The 25,291-nt window shown below is 57.0% G+C and carries 29 protein-coding genes, 1 tRNA gene and 1 pseudogene; 20 read left to right on the forward strand and 11 right to left on the reverse strand.

Translation table 11 applies throughout. The features are described 5' to 3' along the window. Positions 1–3,564, forward strand: a complete 3,564-nt coding sequence (locus FEZ21_RS11835) for a molybdopterin cofactor-binding domain-containing protein (protein WP_160627308.1) — start codon at positions 1–3, stop codon at positions 3,562–3,564. Here FEZ21_RS11835 and FEZ21_RS11840 read toward each other — a convergent pair. Continuing rightward, a complete protein-coding gene (locus tag FEZ21_RS11840) occupies positions 3,558–4,217 on the reverse strand; it encodes a TetR/AcrR family transcriptional regulator (RefSeq protein WP_003447335.1) in 660 nt (219 codons plus the stop codon). The two genes, FEZ21_RS11835 and FEZ21_RS11840, sit on opposite strands and share 7 nt — an antisense overlap. A gap of 108 nt (positions 4,218–4,325) precedes the next feature. On the opposite strand from FEZ21_RS11840, the gene FEZ21_RS11845 reads away from it, so the two are divergent. From FEZ21_RS11845 to FEZ21_RS22640, 3 genes and pseudogenes are all read left to right on the forward strand, one after another. After that, complete coding sequence (locus FEZ21_RS11845) at positions 4,326–5,522, forward strand: XdhC family protein (RefSeq protein ID WP_160627184.1); 1,197 nt, start codon at positions 4,326–4,328, stop codon at positions 5,520–5,522. Beyond that, a pseudogene (locus FEZ21_RS22635) lies at positions 5,506–6,015 on the forward strand (NTP transferase domain-containing protein); the annotation flags it as partial. The gene FEZ21_RS11845 and the pseudogene FEZ21_RS22635, both read left to right, overlap by 17 nt. 135 nt (positions 6,016–6,150) lie before the next feature. Then, positions 6,151–6,660 carry a DUF1993 family protein gene (locus FEZ21_RS22640; RefSeq protein ID WP_010656139.1) on the forward strand — a complete coding sequence of 170 codons (510 nt, stop codon included), beginning with the start codon at positions 6,151–6,153 and terminating at the stop codon, positions 6,658–6,660. A gap of 92 nt (positions 6,661–6,752) precedes the next feature. Here the strand turns inward: FEZ21_RS22640 and sstT are convergent, their stop codons facing one another. Then, positions 6,753–7,976 carry a serine/threonine transporter SstT gene (gene sstT, locus FEZ21_RS11855; protein WP_003447338.1) on the reverse strand — a complete coding sequence of 408 codons (1,224 nt, stop codon included), beginning with the start codon at positions 7,974–7,976 and terminating at the stop codon, positions 6,753–6,755. A 368-nt stretch (positions 7,977–8,344) separates the two neighbouring features. On the opposite strand from sstT, the gene FEZ21_RS11860 reads away from it, so the two are divergent. After that, positions 8,345–9,502, forward strand: coding sequence for an MFS transporter (locus FEZ21_RS11860; RefSeq protein ID WP_003447339.1), 1,158 nt, complete (start codon positions 8,345–8,347; stop codon positions 9,500–9,502). Here FEZ21_RS11860 and nhaR read toward each other — a convergent pair. Beyond that, positions 9,499–10,404 (reverse strand): transcriptional activator NhaR, encoded by a 906-nt coding sequence (gene nhaR / locus FEZ21_RS11865; RefSeq protein ID WP_003447340.1) that lies wholly within the window; start codon positions 10,402–10,404, stop codon positions 9,499–9,501. The genes FEZ21_RS11860 and nhaR overlap by 4 nt on opposite strands. 129 nt (positions 10,405–10,533) lie before the next feature. On the opposite strand from nhaR, the gene FEZ21_RS11870 reads away from it, so the two are divergent. Continuing rightward, on the forward strand, positions 10,534–10,773 hold the full coding sequence (locus tag FEZ21_RS11870; protein WP_010656136.1) for a hypothetical protein: 240 nt from the start codon (positions 10,534–10,536) through the stop codon (positions 10,771–10,773). A 30-nt stretch (positions 10,774–10,803) separates the two neighbouring features. Beyond that, positions 10,804–11,559, forward strand: coding sequence for a TerC family protein (locus FEZ21_RS11875; protein ID WP_003447353.1), 756 nt, complete (start codon positions 10,804–10,806; stop codon positions 11,557–11,559). Positions 11,560–11,656: 97 nt separating this feature from the next. On the opposite strand, the gene FEZ21_RS22480 is transcribed toward FEZ21_RS11875, so the two are convergent. Then, on the reverse strand, positions 11,657–11,824 hold the full coding sequence (locus FEZ21_RS22480) for a hypothetical protein (protein WP_003447354.1): 168 nt from the start codon (positions 11,822–11,824) through the stop codon (positions 11,657–11,659). Between the two features lie 223 nt (positions 11,825–12,047). Between FEZ21_RS22480 and FEZ21_RS11880 the strand changes: the two genes are divergently transcribed. Beyond that, entirely contained in the window at positions 12,048–12,728 is a 681-nt protein-coding gene (locus tag FEZ21_RS11880) for a peptidase C39 family protein (RefSeq protein ID WP_165439659.1), read from the forward strand. Positions 12,729–12,837: 109 nt separating this feature from the next. Here the strand turns inward: FEZ21_RS11880 and FEZ21_RS11885 are convergent, their stop codons facing one another. After that, a complete protein-coding gene (locus FEZ21_RS11885) occupies positions 12,838–14,121 on the reverse strand; it encodes an FAD-binding oxidoreductase (protein WP_010656135.1) in 1,284 nt (427 codons plus the stop codon). Between the two features lie 184 nt (positions 14,122–14,305). Between FEZ21_RS11885 and FEZ21_RS11890 the strand changes: the two genes are divergently transcribed. Then, a tRNA-Val gene (locus tag FEZ21_RS11890) sits at positions 14,306–14,382 on the forward strand. Positions 14,383–14,469: 87 nt separating this feature from the next. Here FEZ21_RS11890 and FEZ21_RS11895 read toward each other — a convergent pair. After that, positions 14,470–14,814, reverse strand: coding sequence for a tyrosine-type recombinase/integrase (locus FEZ21_RS11895; protein WP_373683730.1), 345 nt, complete (start codon positions 14,812–14,814; stop codon positions 14,470–14,472). Positions 14,815–14,997: 183 nt separating this feature from the next. Between FEZ21_RS11895 and FEZ21_RS11900 the strand changes: the two genes are divergently transcribed. Next, entirely contained in the window at positions 14,998–15,549 is a 552-nt protein-coding gene (locus FEZ21_RS11900) for a hypothetical protein (protein ID WP_127196761.1), read from the forward strand. A gap of 136 nt (positions 15,550–15,685) precedes the next feature. On the opposite strand, the gene FEZ21_RS11905 is transcribed toward FEZ21_RS11900, so the two are convergent. Continuing rightward, the gene (locus tag FEZ21_RS11905) at positions 15,686–16,051 is read right to left on the reverse strand and encodes a hypothetical protein (RefSeq protein ID WP_003447460.1); all 366 of its coding nucleotides are present in this window, start codon (positions 16,049–16,051) and stop codon (positions 15,686–15,688) included. A gap of 174 nt (positions 16,052–16,225) precedes the next feature. Here FEZ21_RS11905 and FEZ21_RS11910 point away from each other — a divergent pair, with 174 nt between their 5' ends. The 7 genes from FEZ21_RS11910 to FEZ21_RS11940 all read left to right on the forward strand — a co-directional run bounded on the left by FEZ21_RS11910 (position 16,226) and on the right by FEZ21_RS11940 (position 19,382). Further along, complete coding sequence (locus FEZ21_RS11910; protein ID WP_010656132.1) at positions 16,226–16,606, forward strand: DUF4236 domain-containing protein; 381 nt, start codon at positions 16,226–16,228, stop codon at positions 16,604–16,606. A 408-nt stretch (positions 16,607–17,014) separates the two neighbouring features. Then, positions 17,015–17,398, forward strand: a complete 384-nt coding sequence (locus FEZ21_RS11915) for a hypothetical protein (protein WP_160627188.1) — start codon at positions 17,015–17,017, stop codon at positions 17,396–17,398. Positions 17,399–17,425: 27 nt separating this feature from the next. Further along, positions 17,426–17,809, forward strand: a complete 384-nt coding sequence (locus FEZ21_RS11920) for a DUF1090 domain-containing protein (RefSeq protein ID WP_003447462.1) — start codon at positions 17,426–17,428, stop codon at positions 17,807–17,809. A gap of 32 nt (positions 17,810–17,841) precedes the next feature. Then, the gene (locus FEZ21_RS11925; protein ID WP_160627190.1) at positions 17,842–18,159 is read left to right on the forward strand and encodes a DUF2388 domain-containing protein; all 318 of its coding nucleotides are present in this window, start codon (positions 17,842–17,844) and stop codon (positions 18,157–18,159) included. Positions 18,160–18,170: 11 nt separating this feature from the next. Continuing rightward, positions 18,171–18,353 (forward strand): hypothetical protein, encoded by a 183-nt coding sequence (locus FEZ21_RS11930; protein WP_081481301.1) that lies wholly within the window; start codon positions 18,171–18,173, stop codon positions 18,351–18,353. Between the two features lie 152 nt (positions 18,354–18,505). Further along, positions 18,506–18,649 carry a hypothetical protein gene (locus FEZ21_RS11935; protein WP_160627192.1) on the forward strand — a complete coding sequence of 48 codons (144 nt, stop codon included), beginning with the start codon at positions 18,506–18,508 and terminating at the stop codon, positions 18,647–18,649. A gap of 286 nt (positions 18,650–18,935) precedes the next feature. After that, positions 18,936–19,382 (forward strand): cupin domain-containing protein, encoded by a 447-nt coding sequence (locus tag FEZ21_RS11940; RefSeq protein WP_160627194.1) that lies wholly within the window; start codon positions 18,936–18,938, stop codon positions 19,380–19,382. A gap of 100 nt (positions 19,383–19,482) precedes the next feature. On the opposite strand, the gene FEZ21_RS11945 is transcribed toward FEZ21_RS11940, so the two are convergent. Continuing rightward, positions 19,483–19,917 (reverse strand): DUF3757 domain-containing protein, encoded by a 435-nt coding sequence (locus FEZ21_RS11945; protein WP_010656129.1) that lies wholly within the window; start codon positions 19,915–19,917, stop codon positions 19,483–19,485. Between the two features lie 837 nt (positions 19,918–20,754). Here FEZ21_RS11945 and FEZ21_RS11950 point away from each other — a divergent pair. After that, positions 20,755–21,105, forward strand: coding sequence for a putative holin (locus tag FEZ21_RS11950; protein WP_160627196.1), 351 nt, complete (start codon positions 20,755–20,757; stop codon positions 21,103–21,105). Positions 21,106–21,229: 124 nt separating this feature from the next. On the opposite strand, the gene FEZ21_RS11955 is transcribed toward FEZ21_RS11950, so the two are convergent. Further along, a complete protein-coding gene (locus FEZ21_RS11955) occupies positions 21,230–21,640 on the reverse strand; it encodes a helix-turn-helix domain-containing protein (RefSeq protein WP_003447467.1) in 411 nt (136 codons plus the stop codon). Positions 21,641–21,813: 173 nt separating this feature from the next. On the opposite strand from FEZ21_RS11955, the gene FEZ21_RS11960 reads away from it, so the two are divergent. Together FEZ21_RS11960 and FEZ21_RS11965 are read left to right on the forward strand one after the other, a co-directional pair. Next, positions 21,814–22,146, forward strand: coding sequence for a hypothetical protein (locus FEZ21_RS11960; RefSeq protein WP_160627198.1), 333 nt, complete (start codon positions 21,814–21,816; stop codon positions 22,144–22,146). Between the two features lie 204 nt (positions 22,147–22,350). Next, entirely contained in the window at positions 22,351–22,626 is a 276-nt protein-coding gene (locus FEZ21_RS11965; protein WP_003447468.1) for an ogr/Delta-like zinc finger family protein, read from the forward strand. Positions 22,627–23,384: 758 nt separating this feature from the next. On the opposite strand, the gene FEZ21_RS11970 is transcribed toward FEZ21_RS11965, so the two are convergent. Both FEZ21_RS11970 and FEZ21_RS11975 read right to left on the reverse strand, forming a co-directional pair. Next, positions 23,385–24,419, reverse strand: coding sequence for an ABC transporter substrate-binding protein (locus tag FEZ21_RS11970; RefSeq protein WP_160627200.1), 1,035 nt, complete (start codon positions 24,417–24,419; stop codon positions 23,385–23,387). Positions 24,420–24,487: 68 nt separating this feature from the next. Continuing rightward, positions 24,488–25,261 carry a class II aldolase/adducin family protein gene (locus FEZ21_RS11975; RefSeq protein WP_010656125.1) on the reverse strand — a complete coding sequence of 258 codons (774 nt, stop codon included), beginning with the start codon at positions 25,259–25,261 and terminating at the stop codon, positions 24,488–24,490. Between the last annotated feature and the right edge of the window lie 30 nt (positions 25,262–25,291).

The following is a 25,291-nucleotide window of genomic DNA, read 5'->3' on the forward strand; positions in this document are numbered from 1 at the left end:
ATGACCCTTACCACGCTCACCCGTGATCAGTTGTTGGCCAAGTCTGGCGTCTTGCTGGTGGTTGATCAGATTCAGCCGCCTTCAGGTCCCGTGGCCAAAGGCGGTGTTCCTGTACTCAAGCCCAGGGAGCTGGGGCTGTTCATTGCGGTAAACGATGACGGGCAGGTCTATGGCTTCAACGGCCATGTGGACCTGGGTACCGGCATCCGCACGTCGCTGGCGCAGATCGTGGCCGAAGAGCTGGACCTGGCCCTGGAACAGGTATGCATGGTGCTGGGCGATACCGACAGCGCGCCAAATCAGGGGGCGACCATTGCCAGCGCCACGATCCAGATCACTGCCATCCCTTTGCGCAATGCGGCAGCCGAAGCGCGACGTTTTTTGCTGGATCTTGCAGCCCGGCGTCTGGGTGTCGAGCCGCAGTCTTTAGTGATGGACAGCGGGGTGATAACCAGTGCGGACGCTCGCCAGCTGACATTTGCTGAACTGGTGGCCGGGGAGCGCCATGTGCTTGGCATTTCCGGCGATGCGCCGCTCAAACCCGTGGAAGACTACCGGCTGGTAGGCAAGGCCTCGGCGCGGGTGGACATCCCGGCCAAGGCCAGCGGCGAGCTGACCTATGTGCATGATATGCGCCTGCCCGACATGCTGCATGGCCGCGTGATTCGCCCGCCCTATGCCGGGCTCGACAGTGGCGAGTTTGTCGGCACAAGCCTGCTGCACGTGGACGAGTCGTCCATTGCGCACATTCCGGGCATCGTCAAAGTGGTGGTGATCGGTGATTTTATCGGCGTGGTTGCCAAGCGTGAAGAGCAGGCCGTGAAGGCGGCGCAAGCGCTGAAAGTCAGCTGGAAAGCCTGGACGCAAAAACTGCCGGACATGGATGATGTGGCGCAGGCCATCCGTGACAACCCCCGGGTCCGGCGTGTGGTGCTGGACAAGGGCAACGTTCAGCAGGCGTTGGACCAGGCCAGCGAACGCATGCCCCGCACCTATTTGTGGCCTTACCAGATCCACGGCTCCATCGGCCCGTCCTGTGGCCTGGCGGATTATCAGGAACACCAGATACGGGTGTGGTCGGGCACGCAAAACCCGCACCTGTTGCGGGCGGATCTGGCATGGCTGCTGGAGTACCCGGAAGAGCGGATTGAGATCATTCGCATGGAGGCAGCGGGTTGTTACGGGCGTAACTGCGCCGATGACGTGTGTGCCGATGCCCTGTTGTTGTCCCGGGCGGTGGGCTTGCCGGTGCGGGTGCAGCTGACCCGGGAGCAGGAGCATGTGTGGGAGCCCAAGGGCTCGGCGCAATTGATGGAAGTGGATGGCGGCATCAATGCCGATGGCGGGGTCGCCGGTTATGACTTTCAGACCAGCTACCCCTCCAATGGTGCGCCCACTCTGGCCTTGCTGCTGACGGGCCGCGTCGAGCCGGTGGCGGCAATGTTCGAGATGGGCGACCGCACCTCCATCCCGCCGTACGATTTCGAGCACCTGCGGGTGACCATCAACGACATGGCGCCCATCGTGCGGGCGTCGTGGATGCGCGGGGTTTCCGCACTGCCCAACACGTTTGCCCACGAGTCCTATATCGATGAACTGGCGTTTGCCGCCAAGGTCGATCCGGTCGAATACCGCCTGCGCTATCTGCACGATGAGCGCGCTGCCGAACTGGTCAGGGCCACGGCCGCGCGAGCCGGGTGGGTGGCCCGCACCGAGCCCATGCAAACCCCTGAACAGGACAATATTTTGCGTGGCCGCGGTTTCGCCTATGCGCGGTATATCCACAGCAAGTTCCCCGGGTTCGGAGCGGCGTGGGCGGCATGGGTCGCCGATGTGGCGGTCGACAGGCTCAGCGGTGAAGTTTCGGTGACGCGGGTGGTCATCGGGCATGACGCCGGGATGATGGTCAACCCGGCGGGTGTCCGGCATCAGATCCACGGCAATGTGATCCAGGCCACCAGCCGTGTGCTCAAAGAGCGGGTCACGTTCGAAGAGTCGACCGTCAGCAGCAAGGAGTGGGGCGCCTATCCTATTTTGACCTTCAAGCAGGTACCGAAAATCGACGTGCTGATGATGCCCCGTCAGCACGAACCGCCCATGGGCGCCGGGGAATCAGCGGGGGTGCCGAGTGCGGCGGCGATCGCCAATGCCATTTATGACGCCACCGGGATCCGCTTTCGCGAGCTGCCGATTACCCCCGAACGGGTATTGGCTGCACTCAAGCTTTCCCAGGACGAAGCCGCTGCCGGCGCCGATCCGCATCCAGTCAAAGGCAAGCGCTCCAAGTGGTGGTTTGCCCCCCTGATTGCCGGTATCGGCGCCCTGGCCGGCATGGCCGCCACTGCATTGCCCTGGCGTGCAGAAATCGCCCCCATTACACCGCCCGTGGCGGGCACCTGGTCGGCGGCCACGCTGGAGCGGGGACGCCTGCTGGCGGCGGTGGGGGATTGTGCGGTGTGCCATACCGCACCGGGTGGCGTGACCAACGCCGGGGGGCTGGCGATGCAAACGCCGTTCGGCACCCTGCACAGCACCAATATCACCCCCGACCCCGAGACGGGCATCGGCAAGTGGTCTTACACAGCGTTCGAGCGGGCCATGCGCGAAGGCATCAGCCGGGACGGCAAGCATCTGTATCCGGCCTTTCCCTATACCTCTTTTCGCAATATCGATGATGCCGACATGCAGGCTCTGTATGCCTATCTGATGTCGCAGGCGCCGGTCAGCCAGCCGGCCACAAGCAATGCCATGCAGTTCCCTTTCAACCTGCGCCCGCTGATGGCGGGCTGGAACGCGATCTTTCTGCGTTCAGGGGAGGTCAAGGCGCAGCCGCAACGCAGTGCACAATGGAACCGCGGTTCTTATCTGGTCAACGGGCTGGGCCACTGCGCGGCCTGTCATTCGCCGCGCAACCTGATGGGCGCGCAGAAGGGCGGCAGCGCCTTTCTGGCAGGCGGCATGGTCGATGGCTGGGAAGCCCCGGCGCTCAATGGCCTGTCCAAAGCTCCAACCCCCTGGACCGAAGATCAGCTGTTCAGCTACCTGAGCACCGGCTACACCGACGCCCATGGCGTGGCGGCCGGGCCCATGGGGCCAGTGGTCACCGAGCTGGCGAAGCTGCCCGACAGCGACCGGCGCGCCATGGCGGTGTACCTGGCCTCACTCAGTGGCGATGCCCTGGCGCAACCCGAACCCGGCCCGGGGGCCCCCCAGGTCAGTGCGCTGGCATTGAGTAACGGTCAGCGGGTGTTCGAGGGTGCGTGCCAGGGCTGCCACGCCGATGGCCTGGGCCCGAAACTGTTTGGCGTCAGCCCGTCATTGGCGAGCAACAGCAACCTGCACAGCGCTTTGCCCGACAACCTGTTGAAAGTGATCCTGCAAGGCATTCCCGTCCCGGCGACGGCGGACCTCGGCTATATGCCCGGCTTCAAGGACAGTCTGTCGAATCGCCAGATCAGCGAGTTGACGGCCTATCTGCGCCAGCGTTTCGCCCCGTCCGAGCCTGCATGGCAGTCACTGGAACAGAAGGTGGCGCAGATACGGGCCAATCCCGGGTCTCATTGACCGTTCGCGGCGCCGGGCAGGGTCATGACCCCGCGTATGACCAGATCGCTGATAAAGGCCAGCCAGTCCTGTTGCTGGCCTTTATCGGCGAGGTCCTGACCCAGGAACGAGGTGAGGGTGTGTTGGTTGGAGTTATAGAAGTAGCACAGCGAAGCGATCATCAAATAGACATGGTTGATCTCCACATCGAGGCGAAAAATGCCCATGCGCTGACCGGCTTCGATGATTGGTCTGATCACGCCCACGGTGGTGGCCGACAGGCGCCCGAGCTCGCGCGACTGGCGGGCGTGCTTGCCTTTATGCAGGTTTTCAATGGTGAGGATGGCGACGAATTCCGGGTGTTTCACGTAGTAGTTCCAGAAAAACGCCACTTGTTCGCGCAATGCTGCCACGGGGCTGGACAGGTCCGGGCGGCAGGTACTTTCGGCCAGGTTGAAGGCTTCGTAGGTGTGTTCCAGAACCTGGACGAACAGATTTTCCTTGCTGGAAAAGTAGTAATAAATCATCCGGTCGTTGGACTCGGCTTCTTTGGATATCTGTTCGATGCGCCCGCCGGCATAGCCGTCGCGGGCGAATACGGTCACGGCGGCCTTGAGAATGCGCGCCTTTGTCTGGTCGGCCTGATGAGCCCGGACACCGGTTTTTTTGTTCACGCTGTTGTCCTCCACGATGACGTGTTGCGCGGCGGCTGAAGAAAAAACTGACGAAAAACTGCAGTCGATGGTACGGCAATTAACTGGATAAGGTTGGGAGCGGCGCTCATGTCTGACTTGTATGGTTTGCTCGATGCTCTGGACCAGGCCGACAGTAACAATGTCGCCGTGGTACTGGCCACCGTGGTCAAGGTTGAAGGCTCGGCTTATCGGCGCCCGGGCGCCAGGATGCTGATACCGCGGGACGGGCAGGCGGTGGGTACGGTCAGTGGCGGCTGCCTGGAGCAGGAGCTGGTGCGCAAGGCCTGGTGGCTGACCGAGTCCGGGCTGCCGGTGATTCGTCGCTACAGCACCGCGGCCCACGACGAGGATGACAGCGATGAAGAGGGGGCCGCGCTGACCTTTGGACTTGGCTGCAACGGCACGGTGCATGTGCTGCTGGAGCGGCTTGAAGCAGGCGCCCCGTCGCTGCTGACCGATGTCCTGCAAGCCGTGCGAGCCACCGGTGAGCCGGCCGCGCTGGCAACCATACTGGCGGCAGGGGCCGGCAGCGGGGCGAGAATGGGGGCGCGGCTGGGGCTGACGGCGTTGTCGCGAAGCAGCCAGGGGTTTTGCTGTGACGTGCTTGAAAGCCGGGTCCAGGCCGATTTACTCGCCACCCTCGAGCGCAAGAAATCGTCGCGGATGATTTATGCAAGCGGGGCGCAGGCCGTTGAAGTGCTGCTGGAATACATCCCTGCGCAGCGGCGGCTGGTGGTGTTCGGTGCAGGTAACGACGCCCAGCCTCTGGTGCGGTTTGCCGTGCAACTGAACTGGCAGGTGCATGTGGTGGACGGGCGGGCGAATTTTGCCCGGGCCGAACGCTTTGCGGGGGCCAGGGAGGTGCTGGTGGCGTCGATTGACCAGCCGTTCGCGTTGCGCACCCTGGTTGATGGGGCGGCGGTGGTGATCATGACCCACAGTTACCGTCAGGACCGTTTTTGGCTCCAGAGTGTTCTGGCCTGCGCCCCGGCCTATATCGGGCAACTGGGGCCCAAAGAGCGCACCGAGCGCCTGCTTGACGAAATGGGCGGCGGTGCAGCTGCAGCCCGTGCTGAGCTGCACTATCCCATGGGGCTGGATCTGGGCGGCGATACCCCGCAAAGCGTCGCCCTGGCCATCGTCAGTGAAATCACGGCCTGCCTTAATCAGCGCGAAGGCGGGATGTTGAGGCTGCGCAAGGCCAGGATCCATGACCCGGCAGATGCACAACACGCAGCGCTGTCAGCGCGCTCACCGGAGGCCAGAGATGCCCGTCGCCAGTGAGCCGGCCGGGGTCGTGGCGGTGGTACTGGCAGCGGGGCTGAGTCGACGCATGGGGGCCAGCAACAAGTTACTGCTGCCGGTTGCCGGCCAGGCGATGGTCAGGCATGTGGTGCAGGCCGCGCTGGCATCGCGCTGTGGGAAAGTGCTGGTGGTCATCGGGCATGAAGCCGGGAATGTTCGTCAGGCCTTGTCCGGTCTGCCGGTGGAATTTGTGCTTAATCAGGATTACCGGGAAGGCATCGGCTCTTCGGTGCGCGCCGGTGCCAGTGCGGTCAGTGACCGGCAGGCGGTGATTTTTTGCCTGGCAGACATGCCCGGCGTCACGGCCGGGGTCATTGATCAATTGGTCGATGCCCTGCACGGGAGTCCCGGGGTCATGGGGTGTCAGGCCAGTTACCAGGGCAAGCGCGGCAACCCGGTCCTGTGGGCCAGCGAGTGTCTGCCGCAGCTAAGAGACTGTGGCGGTGATGAAGGTGCCCGCCCGCTTTTACGCCAGTATCGCGAACAAGTCATTGCGCTAGAGACGTGCAGTGAATGGGTGATGGTTGATCTTGATACACCCGAAGACTACAGGCGTGTCTATAATCGCCCCACATCCCGTTCCCGCCCACAGACTGTCGAGACTTTCATGACTATCTCTCTGTACGCTGCTTCCATTCCCGTGTTCAAACAAATGCTCAACGCCCTCAGCGGTGTGCTGACCAAGGCTGAGGCGCACGCCACGGCCAAGAACATCGATCCAAGTGTTTTCCTGCAAGCGCGTCTGGCGCCGGACATGTTCCCGCTGGTGCGTCAGGTGCAAATCGCGGTTGATTTCGCCAAGGGTGTTTCGGGCCGTCTGGCTGAAATCGAACTGCCGAAGTACGACGACAGCGAAGTGACCTTTGCTGACCTGCAAGCGCTGATCAGCAAGGTTCTGGCGTTTGTCGACGGGATCAAGCCTGAGCAGATCGACGGCAAGGAAGGCATCGAAATCATCACCCGTCAGGGCACGCCGAAAGAAAAACGCTTCACCGGTCAGGCTTACCTGCTGACCTACGGCCTTCCGCAGTTCTTCTTCCACGTGACCACTGCTTACGCGATCCTGCGCCACAATGGCGTTGAAGTCGGCAAGCGCGACTACATGGGCGCGTTCTGATCGCAATACAGTAATCGCTGACGAGGAGCGAGGCTGCGATCGGGTACCCCCCGAACCGCGATACCTCGTCAGCGCTTACATCGCCGGCGTCATCAGGACGCCGGTTTTTCCTCGGCCATGCAGGCCGCCGCAGTAAAGAGTACGTCGGTGGACGAGTTCAGCGCGGTTTCGGCGGAGTCCTGCAGGATGCCGATAATGAAGCCCACGGCCACCACTTGCATGGCAATCTCGCTCGGGATGCCGAACAGGCTGCATGCCAAAGGGATCAGCAACAGCGAACCTCCCGCCACACCCGATGCGCCACAGGCACAAATGGCTGCCACCACGCTCAGCAAAATCGCGGTCGGAATGTCGACTGCAATGCCCAGGGTGTGAACTGCGGCCAGGCTCAAGACCGTGATGGTGATCGCGGCACCTGCCATGTTGATGGTCGCGCCCAGGGGGATCGATACCGAGTAGGTGTCTTCATGCAGACCCAGACGCTCGCTCAGTGCCATGTTCACGGGAATGTTGGCCGCCGAACTGCGGGTGAAGAACGCGGTAATCCCGCTTTCGCGCAAGCACAGGAACACCAGCGGGTACGGGTTGCGGCGCAGTTTCCAGAACACGATCAACGGGTTCATCACCAGAGCCACGAACAGCATGCAGCCAATCAGCACGGCCAGCAGGTGCAGGTAACCCAGCAGGGCGCCGAAACCTGAACTGGCGAGCGTCGAGGCCACCAGGCCGAAAATCCCCAGTGGTGCAAAGCGGATGACCACGCGCACGATCAGGGTGACGCCATTGGACAGGTCGCTGAGTACGGTGCGGGTGGTATCACCGGCATGGCGAATGGCAATGCCCATGCCGATGGCCCAGGCCAGAATGCCGATGAAATTGGCGTTCATCAGCGCGCTGACCGGGTTGTCGACCACGCTCAGCAACAGGCTTTGCATGACTTCGCTGATCCCGCCCGGGGCAGCAATGGCGACATTTTCCGTCGCCAGTACCAGGTTCGAGGGGAACAGCATGCTGGCGATGACGGCCACGACGGCGGCGGCAAAGGTACCGAACAGGTAAAGCACCAGGATCGGGCGAATATGGGTTTCTTGCCCGTGCTTGTGGTTGGCAATGGATGCCATGACCAGCACAAACACCAGGATCGGCGCCACGGCTTTCAAGGCGCTGACGAACACCTTGCCGATAAAGGCCACCGAAAGTGCAGCAGCAGGCGCAAGCCAGGCCAGCAAAATACCGGCGATCAGGCCAATCATGATCTGGGTGACCAGGCTGGTGCGTGTGAGCTTTTGCAGCAGGGTAGGTGGAGCGTCAGTCATAAGGGTATCTCTAGTTGTTTTGGGCCGTGCACTGAACAACGTTGGAGCGATCTGCAACAAACGGGCAGGCAGATCGATGTCGGTCGGCGGGTTAAAACCTGTTGAGTAAAGCAGGGTCGGCAGCTGAGGTTAATCACCCGTGCCGAGTGGTCTGTCCGGCAGAATCCTGGCGGGGGCGGACTTTAGCATAGTGCCGGAGGCGCTTCGCGCTTCAGAGGCAATCTGCCACACCCGCGCCTGCTCTTCTCTGCAGGGGAGCGGCGTGTTCTTGGGTTTACTCATTCTGTTACTATTGCCCATCCTCACTTTTCTTTAAACCGGCGGGCCTGAATCGGCTTTCGCTGGCGTTGCCGTTTCTGGAGCCCTTCATGCTGTTGCCCATCCTGCTGCTGTCTGCGGCCGGTTTTACCGTGCTCACCACCGAGTTCATCATTGTCGGCCTGCTGCCCGCAATTGCCCGTGATCTTGAGGTCAGCGTGCCCCAGGCCGGTTTGCTGGTGACCCTGTTCGCCTTTACGGTCGCGGCCCTGGGGCCGTTTTTGACCGCTTACTTTGCGCGTTTCAAGCGCAAGCCGCTGTTTATTACGATCCTGTTGATGTTCGCCTTCGCCAATACCCTCGCGGCGCTGGCCCCCAATATTTGGGTGATGGGCTTTGCGCGGTTATTGCCGGCTTTGGGCTTGCCGGTGTTTTGGGCTCTGGCCAGCGAAACTGCGGTAGACATAGTAGGGCCGGAGTACGCCGGGCGGGCGATTGCCAAAATCGGTTTCGGGATTGTCTGCGCAACCGTATTCGGGATCCCGGTCGGCACCCTGATCTCCGATGCCTGGGGCTGGCGCAGTGCGTTCTCCATCCTCGCGGTGGTTGCACTGGCCAAGGCCTTGCTGCTGTGGCTGTACTTGCCGGCGACCCACGTGGTCAGGGCCAACGCCAGCCTGCGCTCGCAGCTGGGCATGTTGCGCAGCCCGCTGGTGATTGGCCATATCGTGCTGTCGGTGCTGGTGTTCAGCGGCATGTTTACGGCCTACACCTATCTGGCCGACATCCTGGAGCGTCTGGCGGGCTTTGATGGCACCCTCGTTGGCTGGTGCCTGATGGGCTTTGGCGCGGTGGGCTTGATCGGCAACTCGTTGGGCGGGCGCATGGTGGATCGTCATCCGCTCATCGCATCGATGGTGTTTAGCGCCTTTATGATCGGCGCGCTGCTGGCGTTGGTGCCGAGTATTCACTCTTCGCTGGCTCTGGCAGCGGCGCTGGCGATTTGGGGGATTACCCAGTCGGCGCTGTTTTTGGTCAGCCATGTCCGGCTGATGAAGATTGCGCCCCAGGCCCCTGCGTTTGCCGCGTCGTTGAATATTGCCGGGGGCAACCTGGGTATAGGTTTGGGGGCGATGGTCGGCGGCCGGGTGATTGACAGCTACGGCCTGGGCAGTCTGGGCCTGGCTGCCGCCGGTTTTATCCTGCTGTCGATCGTGCTCGCGCTGGTGCTGATGTCTGCAAAACCACGGGCCGCGGCCTGCGCTTAATCGCTGGCCGGGGTGAACAACTCGCGTCGGGCGCCCTCGGTAATTGCAACGATGCCAGGGTGCCGGCTCTTGCGCTCGACAGTGATGGCGTAAAACGATTCGGTGACCGCCTCGGTCTGGCCGATCAGCTCCACATCGAATTGGCGCATCACTTCCTGGGCGATCACGCTGGGGGCGATAAATACCCCGATGCCGGACTGGCCAAACGCTTGCATCAAGGCACTGTCATCGAACTCACCGACGATTCGCGGCTGGATTTTCTGTTCTGCCAGCCAGCGCAGCAAGCGGCTGCGGATCACGGTTTCAGGGCCGGGGATCAGCAGTGGTGCGCCGTTCAGGCAATGGGGGAAGTTTTCCCCATAGTTGCGGGCCAGGGTGGCAGTGGCAAAAAAACTGATGCCGCATTCCCCCAGCTTTTGGCTCAAGCCTTTGATATCGAGGTGGGAGGGCATCGGGCTGTCGGAAATCACCAGGTCCAGACGTTGAATGGCCAGATCCGCCAGTAGCCGGTCGAGCTTGTCTTCGCGGCAGGTAATGCGGATCGGCTTGTCCAGCTCCATGGTGGGAGCGATCAGGCGATAAACAATCGACTTGGGCACCACATCGGCCACACCCACCCGGAACAGAATCTGCTGCTCCTTGGGGGCCATGCGCAGCATGCTTTGCAGGTCGTTGCCGAGCTGAAAAATCTGCTCGGCATAAGGCAGGACCTGACGCCCGGTCTCTGTCAGTTCCAGCTGGCGACCGACCCGGCGAAATAACGGCAAGCCGTAGGTGTCTTCCAGCAGGCTTATTTGCCCGCTGATGGTTTGCGGGGTGAGGTTCAATTGCTCGCAGGCTCGAACAATGCTGCCGGTTTTGGCGACCACCCAGAAGTAATGGAGCTGGCGATAGTTAAGCATGCTGAATACTTCGTAAAAATCGAAGTATAGCCCTTAAAAATACGAATTTTCCTGAGGTATTTATCTCTCTAGAATCCCGCGTTATTCGCGAGCCATGCAGTGGGCCGCCGTTTTAGAGAGGAAAGCGAGATGAACATGAAGAAAGCAGGTGCATTGGCATTGGTAGCAGCAGGCCTGCTACTGCTGGGCGGTTGTGATCAGGCGGAAAAAGCGGCGCAACAAATGTTGAGCAAAACCGCTGAAACGGCCAAGCAGGCGATTGATGACACCCACAAGGCGGCAGAACAGGCACTCAGCGAAGCCACCGGCTCTCAGGTGGAAAAAGAACAGCCTGAGCAAGAACGCAAAGAGTCGTCCCAAGCGATTTAACTTGTCTTAAACCAGAGTCAGAACACACCTATGGAATATCTTTTACAACTGGCTGCCAGCCCCGCAGCCTGGGTCGCGCTGGCCACGTTGATCGTGATGGAAATCGTGCTGGGCATCGATAACCTGATCTTTATCTCGATTTTGACCAACAAGCTGCCTGAGGCGTATCGCACCAAGGCGCGCCGTATCGGGATTGGCATGGCGTTGATCCTGCGTCTGGGCCTGCTGGGCACTATCGCTTACATCGTGCAGCTGACGACGCCCGTGTTTGAAGTGCTGGGCCAGGCTTTCTCCTGGAAAGACATGATCCTGATTGCCGGTGGTCTGTTCCTGGTGTGGAAGGCGACCAGTGAAATCCACCACAGCATGAGCCCTGAGGTCGAGGATAAAACCACCGGCGTCTCGTCCAAGGTGGCGCTGGGCTTTGCGGCTGCTATCGGGCAAATCTTGATGCTGGACCTGGTGTTCTCCATCGACAGCATCATTACTGCGGTGGGCATGACCGAGCACTTGCCGATCATGGTGATTGCCGTAGTGGTGGCGGTGCTGGTGATGTTGCTGGCTTCGGAGCCTCTGGCCAAGTTCATCAATGAGAACCCGACCGTGGTGATGCTGGCGCTGGCCTTCCTGATCATGATCGGCATGACCCTGATCGCTGAAGGCTTTGGTGCTCATGTACCCAAGGGCTATGTATATGCCGCGATGGCATTCTCCGCCACGGTGGAAACCCTCAACATTGTGGCGCGGCGGGTTCGGGAAAAACGCCAGGCTGCTCTGCTGAAGTAATCTGCAGCTGTAACTCAAAGGCCGTCCACCCTGTGCAGGGGGACGGCCTTTTTTGTGGCAGGGCTTTTGTCGCGATCACAACCAGACGTCAACCGCCCTAGTGGGCGTTTGCAGTGCCAGTCACGGGTTTTTCAGGCGGGACTTGCAGCTTGGGCTGTACCTGCGGGTGATGATGACGGCTGATGCGCATCAGTCCCCAGAGCATTGCGGCGGCAACGGCCAGCCAGCCGGTGATTAGCAGGATAATGGTCAATGTCGGGCTCATCAGTGCCTCCTTTGCCCACAATGGGCACAAACACACACTAAGCAACTGACAGTCTAGCGCGGGTAGTGTTGCAGTCTATTGACCAAAGGTCGTGCTGGACCAACTGATTTGTTCTATCCCGGTGATCTCGCTGGAGCTTAAGGCTATACCTGCGCTTGATGGCATCCTATGATCGACGGCCATGCCGGGCCTCGGGGCCGGTGCTCATTCAAGGCGAGGGAATATGCAGGCAGTGACGGGATCAAGATCGGTGCGGCTGTGGTTGCTGGCGGTACTTGCGCTGGCGGTGGTGGGGTGTGCCAGTGTCGAGCCGCCTGAGCTTCGTCGCCTGCCGGAACGGGTCGAACTCAATGGTGTGCCTTTTTTTCGCGGCAATGCCAATCAAAGTGGTCCGCAGGTGCTGGCCAGCATGTTTGGCGAGCAGCGCATCAGAATTACCCCGGGCCTGCTGCTCAAACCATTGAAGCTGCCGGGTGCCGAAGCATCCCTGCAAGACAACATGCAGCAACTGGCGGCGGGGTACGGGTTACTGGTGTATCCATTGGACACCTCCCTTTCGGCGCTATTGGCCCAGGTGGCTGCGGGTTATCCGGTGATGCTGCGCTTCAGCGACGGTACAGTCTGGTCTGAACCGCGCTACGCAATGCTGGTGGGTTATAACCGCACCAAGCACACCGTGCTGTTGCGTGCCGGTATGGAGCGGCGACGGCTGATGGACTTCAACAAGTTTGAGTCGGCCTGGAAAGATGCCGGAGGCTGGGCGGTGCTGATTCTGTCGCCCGAGCAACTGCCGGCCAATGTCGACAAGGCGCGCTGGTTGAAAGCGGCCAACGACCTGTCCCGCTCGGGTCAGGAACAGGCTGGAGCCCGGGCCGTCAAAGCCCTGGAGAACTCGGGGGAATAACGGTCACAGCCATCGTCTGGGAGGCGGGCTGGCCCGCGATGGCCTCACGGGGGCCATCAGCGCCGTCTGCATCGCCGGCCAGCCAGCTCCCCGGGTTGCACAAAGTAAATTAAAAGCCGTACTTGTCACGCAGGCTGTAGTACCACGCCCCCAAAGCGGTCAGCGGTGTACGCAACAGCTGGCCGCCGGGGAAAGGGTAGTGCGGAAGATCGGCGAAGGCATCGAAGCGCTCGGCCTGGCCGCGCAGGGCTTCGGCCAGCACCTTCCCGGCCAGATGGGTATATGTCACCCCGTGACCGCTGCAACCCTGCGAGTAATAGATGTTGTCACCGATCCGGCCCACCTGGGGTAGACGCGAAAGAGTCAGCAGGAAATTGCCGGTCCACGCGTAGTCGATCTTCACATCCTTGAGTTGCGGAAAGGCTTTCAGCATCTTCGGGCGAATAATCGCCTCGATATTGGCCGGGTCTCGCGCGCCATACACCACTCCGCCGCCGAAAATCAGGCGCTTGTCCCCCGACAATCTGTAGTAGTCGAGCAAGTAGTTACAGTCTTCGACGCAATAGTCTTGTGGCAGAAGGGTCTTGGCCAGCTCATCACTCAAGGGCTCGGTAGTGATCACCTGAGTGCCGCATGGCATCGATTTGGCTGCCAGCTCGGGCACCAAATTACCCAGATATGCGTTACCGGCAACGATGATGAATTTGGCGCGGACCTTGCCTTGAGGCGTATGCACCACCGGGTTGGCGCCGCGCTCAATGCGGATGGCCGGTGATTGCTGGTAAATCGTACCGCCCAGTGACTCAACGGCTGCGGCTTCGCCGAGAGCCAGGTTGAGTGGATGAATATGGCCGCCACTCATGTCCAGCAGCCCGCCCTGATACTGGTCACAGGCGACCACTTCACGAATCCGGCGCTGATCCAGCAGCTCCAGTTGCGTATTGCCATAACGCTCCCAGAGCTTCTTCTGGGCTTCCAGATGACCCATCTGCTTGGCAGTGATGGCGGCAAACACGCCGCCGTCTTTCAAGTCGCACTGAATTTGATATTTGGCCACCCGCTCGCGGATGATCTTGCTGCCCTCAAACGCCATTTGCCCCAACAGCTGCGCCTGCTTGGCCCCCACCGTCCGCTCGATGACATCAATGTCACGGCTGTAACTATTAACAATCTGCCCGCCATTGCGACCAGATGCGCCGAAACCGACCTTTGCGGCTTCCAGAACCGTGACCCTGAACCCGTTCTCCAGCAAAAACAGCGCGCTCGACAGCCCGGTATAGCCAGCGCCGATGACACAGACGTCAGTCTCGATCTCCTCCTGCAGGGCGGGGCGTTCGGGAACCGGATTGGCAGAAGCTGCATAGTAAGACTGGGGGTAGGGGGTGTTCGACATTCTGCAGCCTCTGTTTAATATATTTGACGAGTAAGGGCGATGCTACCTGAGTTGAAATCCAGCGGCTAGCCACCTGCAGAAGCGGTTTTTTGCGTCTCCTATAAATAATTCGACTATTCATAGAGTTAGCTGCAAAAAAGGTGTTGACACCCCTCCGCAAATCTATAGAATGCGACCCCACAGCAGGCACGTAGCTCAGTTGGTTAGAGCACCACCTTGACATGGTGGGGGTCGTTGGTTCGAGTCCAATCGCGCCTACCAAACAAAATCCGCTCTGCTGGGCGGTCTAGAAGGGCTCACCGAAAGGTGGGCCCTTTTTTGTTGTCTGCGATTTGCAAAACCCCCACCTCAGAACGCCAAATCAGCACCCACCTCCAGGTACTCGATACCTTTCTCTGTGTGCCCATCCTGATAGTGCTTGGTCATCTTCGCGTCCGCGTGGCCCATCAGCGCCTGGATGTATTCCTGCGAGAAGTTCTGCTGCTCATATAGCCAGGCACCTAAAGCGCGGATCTCATGAAAGGTGGGCCGCTCGGTTGCTGGGATATGGTCATACGCATGCGCAGCGTCCCGGGCTTTGCTGAACTCGTTGCTCAGATAGTTCGGGGTGACTGAGGTCCAGTGATCCTTGGCGGCTATCTGCTCGCGCTTTCGCGCCTTGGGCCTGTAATGGATCAGGTAGGGCGAAGCCACGGGGGGAGGGCAAACAGTCGCTTACAACCTCTCGATCGTCGCTCTGTCAGCTAAAGCAGTTCGTGACTTATAAATCGTAATAAAAGGCTCTAGAACGGGCGTCTTGCGTGATGTCATCTTGACATCTATGGTTCCTTTGGCATCATCGATACCTTCGATAGCGCTCCATGGATGTGTAGTTTTATGACCGTGTTCAAAATGACTTTTCTGGCTTCCTCGTTTGCCCTGCTCGCAGCTTGCGGTGGCAGTGACAAAATTGACGGCTCCACAGAAGCCAAGTTTGCAGCCTCGATGACTTCCATCAGTCAAAATATTGATATTGCAAAAAAGGACGAGTTTGATCGTTCTCTTTCAGTGGTGCGGGCGTCTTACGGAAGTGACCGTGCAGGCATGGCTAAAGCTTTGGATGGTAAAGATGCTGATGCTGTCATTGCCCTATCCGCCGCAATAAGCAAAGCACAGGCTGAAAAAGAGCTGGCGGAAGCTAAAGTAGCTCAGGCGAAACATCTCGCACGAGCCAGAGTGGAACTGGCTGAACATAAGCAGAAATTAGAGGAACTGAAAGCCCATCGCCTCGCTACTGGTGAGAATGGTGGTGAACCGTCGAAACTGGAACTGATGATCAGCGATTACATGCCCGCCCGAGAAAAGGCAGTGAGCAATTTAGAAAAAATGACCCCAGAGCAATATAAATCTGCCGATAAAAATGGAATAGGCTATATGGAACTTCCATAACAAGCGGCAGATTAATTGATCCACAAGGGCCTCATTGAGGTCCTTTTTCATTTGGTGCCGTTTGAATCAAGCGCTCCGAAAATGGCGCAACCCCAGCCCTTGGTTTTTTAGGTAAAGCACTGGGGAGGTCGGTCACTTAAATCCCTAACTCTGTTACAAAAACTTTTCCCTTAAGCAAGTTGGGGGCCTCGCAATTTGGCTCTTTATCCCGGGCTGCAAGATAGTTGGCAAACTCGTTTGCCATCGCAGCGATCCAGGCAGGATCCTGACTCTCAATTGGAGCTATCAAGTCCATTATTTCTGATGACTGGCTGAATTTGTATGCGAGAAGATCATTTGCGCCGATTGCATCAAGCTGTTCATGGGAAAGGGGATTACGAAAGCTTTCTCGCTCCTTGAATGCTTCAATATCAAGCATGATTGCGTAGCGCAGTCCATAGCGCCATTGTTTATCATCTCTTGGTGTTGATGCTGCTGCTCTGATTCTGTCGCCTATTGCCATCAGTCTCACTATTCCTTAGCCCTGGTCAGGTGTTATGGCTAAGCGCCGCTGTCTGGGCCCCGTACAGACACTGGCTTGCCATTTATGTTTACAGTCAGGATTGTGCCTAGTTAAGCTGAATTTCGATAGCGGCCTTTTAATGCTAAAGTGTTTTTTTCGTAAAGGAAGTGAGTCATGGCCCTCAGAATCAGGAAGAGCATCAAAATTGCTCCTGGTGTTCGGATCAACATCAGCAAGAGTGGTGTCAGCACATCTCTAGGCGTGAAAGGTGCAACAGCCAATCTAAGTAAACGCGGTACGCGGATCACGACTGGTATTCCGGGCACTGGTATTTCCAGCTCTACTTTCTACAAAGCTAAACAAAAGCAAGCAGCACCTGCTGTGCCTCGTGAATACTCAACAGCTGAATGGGTCACCGCTTGGGTTATTGGCGAAATTGCGGCCATTGTCGGCTGGTTTATGCTTGATGGAGGCTTTCGGCTACTGTGCGGCGCATTGGCTGTGTTCATCCCACTTGGTATGTTTCTTTACTATCGTTCGAAACCTGCTGTTTGAAGCGTGCACCTGTGTGCAGGGGCTTACCTGATCTGCGCCGATAGAGGAATCAACCCAGTAGCAGGCGTTGATTAACATGGGATGCTGCTCACTCTGCTTCAGCGAAGCTGAATTGAAATCTCTGTCCCTTCATGGCTCCGGCAGGAGCAATGTAGTCAGGCTGAATGGCCCTTGAGCCGGCAGCTGGCGGGGGCGTGGAGGGCGCGTGGGAGGCCGGTAAGACTGAGTAAGGTTGAGTAATGCGCACTTAAGGACTTATACAGAACTGCCTTTTATGATGGTGGCATGCAACTGGCGACAAGTAGTTTAAAGCCGGTTCTGAATATAGCGTGCTGCCAGGGGGTAAAGTTGGATTGGCTGTATATTGAAAGTGGAGACTGTGACGGGTGCGCTGTCTGGGAACGCTCAGTGGCCGTGAATAAACAAGGGGTTTTATTTGTGGCTGCAACATTCGGCGGCGAAGAACAGGAAGTGGTTGTATTAACCCTGCGCAAGATCACACCTGCGCTGGTCTGTTTTGGTCACGTGTATGTTCCTGTCGATTGGTTGTTTGAAAACTTTCCGTTGTCCAGGCGCAGGTGTCAGCCCATGGTCATGGAAGCGCTGCGCATTGTTAAAGTCCGTGCCCGTCATAACCATAATGCACACTCTCACGATTCATCAGATAACCCGAGCCGTTGCAGTACACAGTTCTCCCGTGCTCATTTGCGAAAGGCGCTGGGGAGTTACCTGAGTACTGTTGAAAGCCATGTTCAGCCCCCTGAGTGGGCTCTGTTAGATGTGCGTATTTAATTAAAGTTGTGGTGCCGAGGCCTGAAGATGCGTAAGAAACTAGTCAGTCAATGGACATTAGGCGTTGGGTTGGGTTGCCTGTTAATGAGTGGTTACTCTGCGGCTCATAATGACAGTACCTGTGCAGAGCGTCGTGATGAAATACTCTATCAGTTGGAGCAGGCCAAACTAAGCGGTAATCGATATAAACAGTCGGGGCTGGAAACAGCCTTGCGCAACGTGCAGCGGTACTGTCAGGACGATCCGCTTGATCGTCATCAAAATAAAATGGCAAGCGCTGCGGCTGAGGTTATTTACAGAAGTGAGCAACTTGAAAAGGCGTTGGAAGAGGGCGCGCCAGGCAGAATTAAAGTATGCCGGGAAAAGCTGCATGACGCTCGCCGGCAATTAGCCCGCGCGACAGAAGATTAACGGTGTACGGTTATTAAATGATGAGAGTCTACATGAGCAATGCATGGGTTAAGGTCATGACGGTTTGCGCACTGGCAACATTTTCCAGTTCGGCAATGGCCATGAATGATTTTTGGCTTGAAACACTCATCTCCAGTACGTCCGGAGGAACAACCTATCTCACGTCCAGGGACAACAAACTGAACACGTCATTACTGGGTGATGCGAGTTCTTTTGTGGCAAGCGATGGTATTATCCGCGGCCCTTACCTGGAGGCGTCAATCAATGCGCTGCGGGCGTCTGAATCTGCCCGGGGTGTCAGTGATATGGAACTGGCCACAGGTTTATTGCTGCTGTCGGTATCTGAGTAGGGGGCGTGTCCATGAAACTCAAGATTTTACTTGCCGGCGTCCTTATGTTGACTGCCAGTCTTTCAGGTTGCACGACCAGAGACTGGATTCAAGCAGTGGGGGGTGCTGCACAAGCCCGTGACGATTACGCCAAAAAAAGTCGTATTGAACGGCTAAAAAAAGCCAATGCGGCGTCCTCTCGGGTAAAGAATTAATAGAGTGGCCATGCGTAACTGAGAAGTGCCAGTGGCTCAAGAGCGTTGCCAAAACCCCCGCCTTCTCAGTTAGCCGTTCACCCTTGGCGGTGCTTGATTTAAACCCCGTCCGAATCATCGACCCCTGGGCGCGCGCCGTCGATGAGCCGTACATGGGGATACGACGACCGACCGGCATGTGCACCATCAGGCGCATGGAGCTCGGAAACCGGCCGCTGTACCCCGCCCGCCAACTGGGGGCTGCACTGGCAATCAGTTGGTACCGGATGCGCGATTCCCTGGGGTTTCCCGCCTGAGGTTTGTGTAGTTAAAAAGCCCGACCTTTATGCCGGGCTCTATGCATCCCGTCAGCCTGGTTCCGACTGTAAAAACGACACTCCCTCCCTACAGTGCGCCTGGACATTTAACGGCCCGGATTCGCGTTCCGCCGTGATCCCGGGGGCGTCCTGATCATTTAGCCTCGGATCCACATTCATGGTCTAGGCTACCGCCGGTGAGAATTACTCATTATTGAGAAAGCTGGATCTAGCGACTTGGCAAGGCAGATCCCTACTTCATTCTTATCCGCGCGGGATCAAAATCATGAAGAAATCTCACACGGGCGAAGCAATCCCGCCCATATTCGATTGCTGTACCACGATTGCCAAAGAGGGGGTAACAAGTGAAGTTTTACTCAGGTCCAGTTCGTCCTGGGAGGGCACGCCTTATATCGCTTATCCTGAGGGGACGCCGGAGTTAACGCTGGCAATTACCCGGATACCGGCCAACTCCATAATGGATTGGCACACCCATCCTTGCCCTATGGCGGTATACGTATTATCGGGTGAGTTCAGGGTAGAGATACGAGCGACTGGCAAGCAGCGATTGTTTACCCAAGGTGCTGTAATGGCAGAGTCTGTTGATATTGTTCATCGTGGCATGACAGGCAACCGCGGTGTGGAGCTTCTTATGTTTTATGCGGCAGTACCGGGCCTTAAGTTGTCCAGGCCCGCCAGTTCCGGCACGCCGCAGGACGGATCGGCGCAGTGAACTCAAGCCCGGGAGCCCGCTAAATCACCGCAGACCTGCTCGCCACTTCAGCAGGCAGGTTTGCTGCCACTTTGCAGGCTCTGCAACAGCTGAAACTGCATTATTGAATGAGAGAGAACTTGCAGTCTTGCGGTGCGGTGTTCTCGCACACGTGGTAGATGATACCGAAAGGGCCGTGCTCTTTTTTCCAGGTGTCGCCTTCAGTTTTTATGTTGAAGTCACTTTCATTTTTTGCCAGAAATCGCAGGTCGAGCAGGTCCTGATCGCCAAGGCCGTAGGTGCAGTACTGAAAGTATTGGGGGGCGGGCTGTTGCTCCTGAATGGCAAGCGCCATTTCGAAGTACTGCACAGGTGCTGTTTTCGCCGCGACGCCCTGGAGAACGCCAGACCACTCTCCATGCTCCCCGTTTGCGCGATAAATACCGGGGGCGATTTGTTCTATCTCTGAAACTTCAGGGCAATTTTCCAGAGCTTGGGAAGTTGTGGCGATCGCCATAAGTGACGCTAGGGTAGTAAGTGTTAAATAGGATTTCACGATGATATTCCTTGGCTACCTGTACTGGCGAGTTGTTGAATAGCACTGGCTGTTACAGGTTGATTGAGTAAGCCTGTTTGTGGGGTGTGTATTCGATACATTCAATTAAAGGCAGGCAGGTGCCTGCTAACAAGAAGTTCGTGTTGCTGAGTTGTCATTGACCATACACTTGGCCAGGGCCCTGTGTCAGACATCGCATTTGTAAAGTGCGACTGTACAACTCCCATTGCCACGGGGTTTGGAGGGGGCACTTCGTAAGGGGCAAATATGTCGGGACATTTGGGGGGGGATTAGCGGGGCGGGCAGGCTCTCAATCAGCGCCGGAATTTGTTACTGCGTAAGATTCGGCTGCAGTTAGAGTTGAGCGCCCAACCCACAGCATTTGTCTAAAGTCGGGTGCCGGCTCGAGGTTCATGGGCATGGGCAGGAACTGCCGGAGGCGCGCCAGCTATTAATGTCGACGCCGAGAAGCGTCCGTTCTTTGGACAGCGGGGTAAACAGGCATAGTGCCCGTGCCTATCGTGTAAGAAGTAGCAATCCCCACAGGGTACTGACGCGTTGGCCCGGTCTCGTTCTTCACGGGTGTGAGTTTTGCCGGCCGGCGGTCAGGCTCTTGTGGTCGACGCTTTTACAGTTTTGCAACATTGCCCCGGTCAGGCTTTTAAAGCATGCTTTTTTCTATTGGTTTTACAGGTTTCAAGAGGGATATTAATGTGCGCCTGAATAATGTGCTCCGGGTCTGAAAATAGAATGTTCGATCCAGGATGTTGGGTGTTTGCGAGAAAGTTACGAGCTTTAGATGGTCTCGAAAAGATTTGGCCTCAGGAGTATTTCATAATGGATGAGTCTTCATTCAAGGAGCTGGTTGAACTCAGTGACAAGTGCTGCGGATGCATAGTATCGGGAATAGATATCGAAGTCATGATTGGTGCAGCGCTAGGAGCCTGGCTAATTATGAGCGGCAAAAGAAATTCCAGTATCAGGCAGCGTCTCACCACTCTTTTTTTATCAGCAGGGGCCGGTTATATATTTGCACCGATGGCCATGGAAATCGCTCCCGTATTCACCGCTGGAGGTGCTGCATTCGGTTGTGCCTTGATTGTGGTTCCCATCGGGATCAAGGTGAATGTCTGGGTGAGGCAAGCGGACCTCCCTGAACTCATCAAGCGGCTGCGAGGAGGGCGATAAAATCCAGCATGATGCGCAGCGAGATCCGTTGCTTTTCCCGGTGTTTCAAAACGCCTGATTACTGAAGCGCCGCAATACACTATTGACAGGCCTGCAGCATGAATACATTCAATCTGTACCCGGGTTAGTTGCTGGTTATGTGGTTAGACAACAGCCGATCGATATCATGTATGCGCTGTTCCAGTTCTCGAAAGCGTTTGCGCTCCAGAATAATGTTTTTTATATGCAGACGATCATCTTCATTTACAGAGCGGAACAGGGTAATTAGAGAATCTTCTGCGGGACTTAAGCGCGACTCCAGCACAGCGCTCTCCGGGGTGTGGGTACGCCGGATAGGGCCTTGTCCGGTGAGTAGCCAGTCAATCGATACTCCCAAATGGGACGCTAAAGATATCAAAGCATCTGACCGCGGGTCCCGTGCGCCACTGACCCAATTTTGTAGCGAGCTATAGGGGATTTCACATAACATCGCAGCATCCTTTAGCGACAGGTTACTCAGTTCGATTGCTAATCTAATTCTATTTTCAATACCCATTTGGGGCTCCTTCCTTGACATAATCTCAATTGGGCATGTAGCTTTGATATTACTAAGGACTACACGGTATTTAGCAAGCGCGAGCGCATGCACAAGCACTATCGTCGAGATGGTTGGTCAGTGCTTACACAACAAGGATAGCAGGGACGCTATAAGTAGAGGTTCAATAGTCTGTGAGTACTAAAGCGAAGTGTTGTGTCGAGCGAAATAAAATACCTTTTGTTATGTATGCTGCCGAAACTGCAAAAAACACAATAAGAAAACTCCTAAAAACTCATTTCTATAAGATGGATTTCTTTACAGTAGTGCCTGGCTCTGGATGGATGGTCAGTGTTGTTTTCGGGTTTGTTGCGCTTCGTCAAACTTTGGTGACTGTACGCGATTTAAAATGGTTGTTTAGTGGTGGTGTGGATAGCGCTGAACGTATCAAGCGATACTTGCAAAATCAAGTTCCGGGTTGTTTCGGTCAATGCCGATGTTTAATCGGATCAGGTGTCATCAAGTGATCAATAACTAAGTGGTTTGGAGGCTAGGGTATGGGGTGTCTGGATTTTGCTCCGTGGGGCGGGAAAGTCATGTGCAGTTTAGCAGGTGTGTTGATGGGAACTGCTGTGGGGGGGTAGCAAGGTGTGTTATTACCAATAAGTTTGATTCCTAATTAGAGCTTCAGCCGCGACCAATAATTATTTCTTCAATATGGATTTTTGAATATGAGTGCCTATAAACTGGTTTGCCCCCATTGTTCCAACAAAATGCGCATACGTACTAGCGAAGGGCGACATATTTTTTTGCGCATTGCCTATCTGCAATGCGTGTTTGAGGGCTGCGGATGGTCGGTCAGGGCCGAGTTTGAAATGACCCACGAGATGAGTCCAAGTGGTATGGCCAATCCTTCCGTCAAGCTACCCATCGCAGACGGTGCGCTTCGTCGTACAGCAATGAAGCCTGAGGCGCCTCTTCCAAGGGGCAATAAAAAGACGAGTTAGATCAATAGCAAAACCTTGACCTGGCAGCGAGGTGGAAACAGCGGCATCAGGCGCTGCTTTCCCTGTGTAACTCAAACTATCCATTCAATGGGCGCCCTTCAAACTATCCACTCTATGGGGCGTCCTTATTGCAGCGGGATATGGATTGCTTATCCGTCCCTCTCTCCAGTCCTACAGATGAATTAGCGGTATTAAAAATACCTCTACTCTATAGCGACGCTTGTATAACGCTATACCCTGCAGGTTGTACACCACTCCAGGATTTTTGAATCTGTCAGGCCTGCGCGCGCCTACTGCCCGACCATTTTTCTTGCTTCGTAATGCCTTGTCTTTCGCAAGGGCCTGGCCTGCAGTTGGCGATACATTTTTACTTCGCAAGTGCTTGGGTATCATGCCATGCCGCAATGATGGGGCTCGCAACAGATACCCTTGTATGTTTATTATCTAATGTTTTTTAATTGACTCTTTTTATATTGAAAGACGTTTAAGGTTATCCCGCGGGTGCGCAGGCAGTAACTGCCCTGTGTTGTCTGCTCGTCAACGTGGAGATAACACTTGGCATGCCTCAACATAGCGTAGGGCTACTGACTACACCTGCTTGGGCAAGCTGTGCTGTTTAGGGGATCGGTTCATCCCCGCGCTGCAGTGGATATTGCCAGTCTGACCGGCCCTTTCCCGGGTCGATCAGATGCCTGGCTTTGGAACTCCGCTCTGCCGTTTGACCGGCATGCCGGAGCTGGCGGGGCAGCGGCGCGGGATCAGTGGGTTTTAGCCACCCAGGCGTTGAAGCGCTGTTCCAGCTCTTCGCCATGATCGACCCAGAATCCATTGTTCATGGGCATTGCCTGCGCCAGGTTTGACGGGGAGGTGTTCAGGCGTGCTGCCAGGGCGGGATCAAGCAGGGCTGCGGTATGCAGACTGGTCGAACCATAACCCAGGGTCGCGGTATGGATCTTCTGGTTTTCCGGGCGCAAGGAGAAACTGATGAACTGCTCCGCGACGGCTTTGTTCTTGCTGCCTTTTGGGATAGCCCAGGAGTCGATGGCATAGATGCTGCCGTTCCAGACGATCTTGACCGGGGCTCCGGATTCCTGGGCCGAGAACACGCGACCATTGAAGGCGGTGCTCATGACCACATCACCGCTGGCCAGGAACTGCATTGGCTGCGCGCCTGCTTCCCACCATTGAAGCTGGGACTTGATCTGATCCAGTTTGCGGAATGCGCGATCCACACCTTCTTTGCTGCCAAGTACTTTATAGATATCGGCATAGTCGACGCCATCGGCCATCAAGGCGATTTCCAGGGTGTACTTGGCTCCTTTGCGCAGGCTGCGCTTGCCGGGAAACTTCTGCACATCCCAGAAATCCTTCCAGCCAGTGGGCGCAGCACTCAGTTTGTCGCTGTTGTAAGCCATAGCCATGGACCAGACCAGCAAGCCGGCACCGCATTCCGAGAATGTGCCGGGCACGAAGTCTTCGGCCTTGCCCAGTTGCGCGGCATCCAGTGGCTCGAACATGCCTTCATCGCAACCGCGAATCAGTTCCGGTGCTTCGACCTGAACCACGTCCCAGTTGACGCTGTCGGTATCGACCATGACCTTGATCCGGCCCATTTCGCCGTTGTATTCCCCGGCTATCAGTTGGTTGCCGGTGGCTTTTTCAAAGGGTTTGTAGAAGGCTTGCGACTGCACATCCTTGCTGACGCCGCCGAACGAAATCACGGTTATTTCGCTGGCCATGGCACTCGACGCCACGACGGCGAGCAACAGGGTTCCAATGGCTTTGCTTTTCATGTCTACCTCTAGGATTGTTGGTTTTGGCAGATGTAGAAGAATCAATGGCGGTGTCTGGCGCTCGCCGCTCAGGTGCGATAATCCACCGGGTCACCGGCGATGAGACGCAGGGCCGAGGTCCAGGCAAGTTGGTGCAGCTGCTGGTCGATTTCGTCATCGGACTGTTGCGCGGTCAATTCGCATACGGCCTCTGAGGGCAAGCGCAATGCCTGTCCACCGGCCAGTGCCTGCACCTGGGCCTGGCAAGCGCGTTCCAGGAAGTAGATCTGGTTGAAGGCTTCAGCGATGCTGCGTCCGGCCGCCAGCAGCCCGTGGTTGCGCAGGATCATCGCCATGTGCGGTCCCAGATCGGCCACCAGCCTGGCGCGTTCATCGGGGTTCAAAGAGATGCCTTCATAATCATGGTAAGCCAGGCGCCGGTAGAACTTCAGGGCATGCTGGCTGATTGGCAACAAGCCGTTTTCCTGGGCGGATACGGCGATACCTGCCGAGGTATGGGTGTGCACCACGCAATCGATATCCGGGCGCGCCCCATGGATCGCCGAATGAATATTGAAGCCGGCACGGTTGACACTGTCGGCCCCGCGCCAGGGATCGAGGACATTGCCTTGATGATCGATTTTGATCAGATCCGAGGCGCGCATTTCGTGGAACAGCACCCCATAGCAATTGATCAGGAAGTGGCCGTGTTCACCTGGAACCCTGGCGGAGATGTGGGTGTCGATCAGATCGGTCATGCGCAAATGCGCGAGCAGGCGGTAGAGCGCTGCCAGGTCACAACGGGTTTGCCACTCTTGTGCGCTGATCTGGCTGCGGTCGATTTGCAGGGGGGTATCGTGCATGGCGGTTCCAGGTTCGTGGTATGTTCTGCC

Source organism: Pseudomonas sp. 9.1(2019), assembly GCF_009910445.1.
In the GTDB taxonomy this organism is placed as follows: Bacteria; Pseudomonadota; Gammaproteobacteria; order Pseudomonadales; family Pseudomonadaceae; genus Aquipseudomonas; species Aquipseudomonas paraversuta.

Excerpts from the sequence above, each read along its gene's own strand:
- FEZ21_RS11870 (WP_010656136.1), top strand. The coding sequence starts at position 10,534 with ATGAACATGAAGAAAGCAGGTGCATTGGCATTGGTAGCAGCAGGCCTG.
- FEZ21_RS11880 (WP_165439659.1), top strand. The coding sequence starts at position 12,048 with ATGCAGGCAGTGACGGGATCAAGATCGGTGCGGCTGTGGTTGCTGGCG.
- FEZ21_RS11965 (WP_003447468.1), top strand. The coding sequence starts at position 22,351 with ATGAGTGCCTATAAACTGGTTTGCCCCCATTGTTCCAACAAAATGCGC.
- FEZ21_RS11925 (WP_160627190.1), top strand. The coding sequence starts at position 17,842 with ATGAGCAATGCATGGGTTAAGGTCATGACGGTTTGCGCACTGGCAACA.
- FEZ21_RS11975 (WP_010656125.1), bottom strand. The coding sequence starts at position 25,261 with ATGCACGATACCCCCCTGCAAATCGACCGCAGCCAGATCAGCGCACAA.
- FEZ21_RS11860 (WP_003447339.1), top strand. The coding sequence starts at position 8,345 with ATGCTGTTGCCCATCCTGCTGCTGTCTGCGGCCGGTTTTACCGTGCTC.
- FEZ21_RS11900 (WP_127196761.1), top strand. The coding sequence starts at position 14,998 with ATGACCGTGTTCAAAATGACTTTTCTGGCTTCCTCGTTTGCCCTGCTC.
- FEZ21_RS11920 (WP_003447462.1), top strand. The coding sequence starts at position 17,426 with ATGCGTAAGAAACTAGTCAGTCAATGGACATTAGGCGTTGGGTTGGGT.
- FEZ21_RS22640 (WP_010656139.1), top strand. The coding sequence starts at position 6,151 with ATGACTATCTCTCTGTACGCTGCTTCCATTCCCGTGTTCAAACAAATG.
- FEZ21_RS11930 (WP_081481301.1), top strand. The coding sequence starts at position 18,171 with ATGAAACTCAAGATTTTACTTGCCGGCGTCCTTATGTTGACTGCCAGT.
- FEZ21_RS11875 (WP_003447353.1), top strand. The coding sequence starts at position 10,804 with ATGGAATATCTTTTACAACTGGCTGCCAGCCCCGCAGCCTGGGTCGCG.
- FEZ21_RS11955 (WP_003447467.1), bottom strand. The coding sequence starts at position 21,640 with ATGGGTATTGAAAATAGAATTAGATTAGCAATCGAACTGAGTAACCTG.
- FEZ21_RS11905 (WP_003447460.1), bottom strand. The coding sequence starts at position 16,051 with ATGGCAATAGGCGACAGAATCAGAGCAGCAGCATCAACACCAAGAGAT.
- FEZ21_RS11950 (WP_160627196.1), top strand. The coding sequence starts at position 20,755 with ATGGATGAGTCTTCATTCAAGGAGCTGGTTGAACTCAGTGACAAGTGC.
- FEZ21_RS22480 (WP_003447354.1), bottom strand. The coding sequence starts at position 11,824 with ATGAGCCCGACATTGACCATTATCCTGCTAATCACCGGCTGGCTGGCC.
- nhaR (WP_003447340.1), bottom strand. The coding sequence starts at position 10,404 with ATGCTTAACTATCGCCAGCTCCATTACTTCTGGGTGGTCGCCAAAACC.
- FEZ21_RS11935 (WP_160627192.1), top strand. The coding sequence starts at position 18,506 with ATGGGGATACGACGACCGACCGGCATGTGCACCATCAGGCGCATGGAG.
- FEZ21_RS11970 (WP_160627200.1), bottom strand. The coding sequence starts at position 24,419 with ATGAAAAGCAAAGCCATTGGAACCCTGTTGCTCGCCGTCGTGGCGTCG.
- FEZ21_RS11885 (WP_010656135.1), bottom strand. The coding sequence starts at position 14,121 with ATGTCGAACACCCCCTACCCCCAGTCTTACTATGCAGCTTCTGCCAAT.
- FEZ21_RS11910 (WP_010656132.1), top strand. The coding sequence starts at position 16,226 with ATGGCCCTCAGAATCAGGAAGAGCATCAAAATTGCTCCTGGTGTTCGG.
- FEZ21_RS11845 (WP_160627184.1), top strand. The coding sequence starts at position 4,326 with ATGTCTGACTTGTATGGTTTGCTCGATGCTCTGGACCAGGCCGACAGT.
- sstT (WP_003447338.1), bottom strand. The coding sequence starts at position 7,976 with ATGACTGACGCTCCACCTACCCTGCTGCAAAAGCTCACACGCACCAGC.
- FEZ21_RS11835 (WP_160627308.1), top strand. The coding sequence starts at position 1 with ATGACCCTTACCACGCTCACCCGTGATCAGTTGTTGGCCAAGTCTGGC.
- FEZ21_RS11940 (WP_160627194.1), top strand. The coding sequence starts at position 18,936 with ATGAAGAAATCTCACACGGGCGAAGCAATCCCGCCCATATTCGATTGC.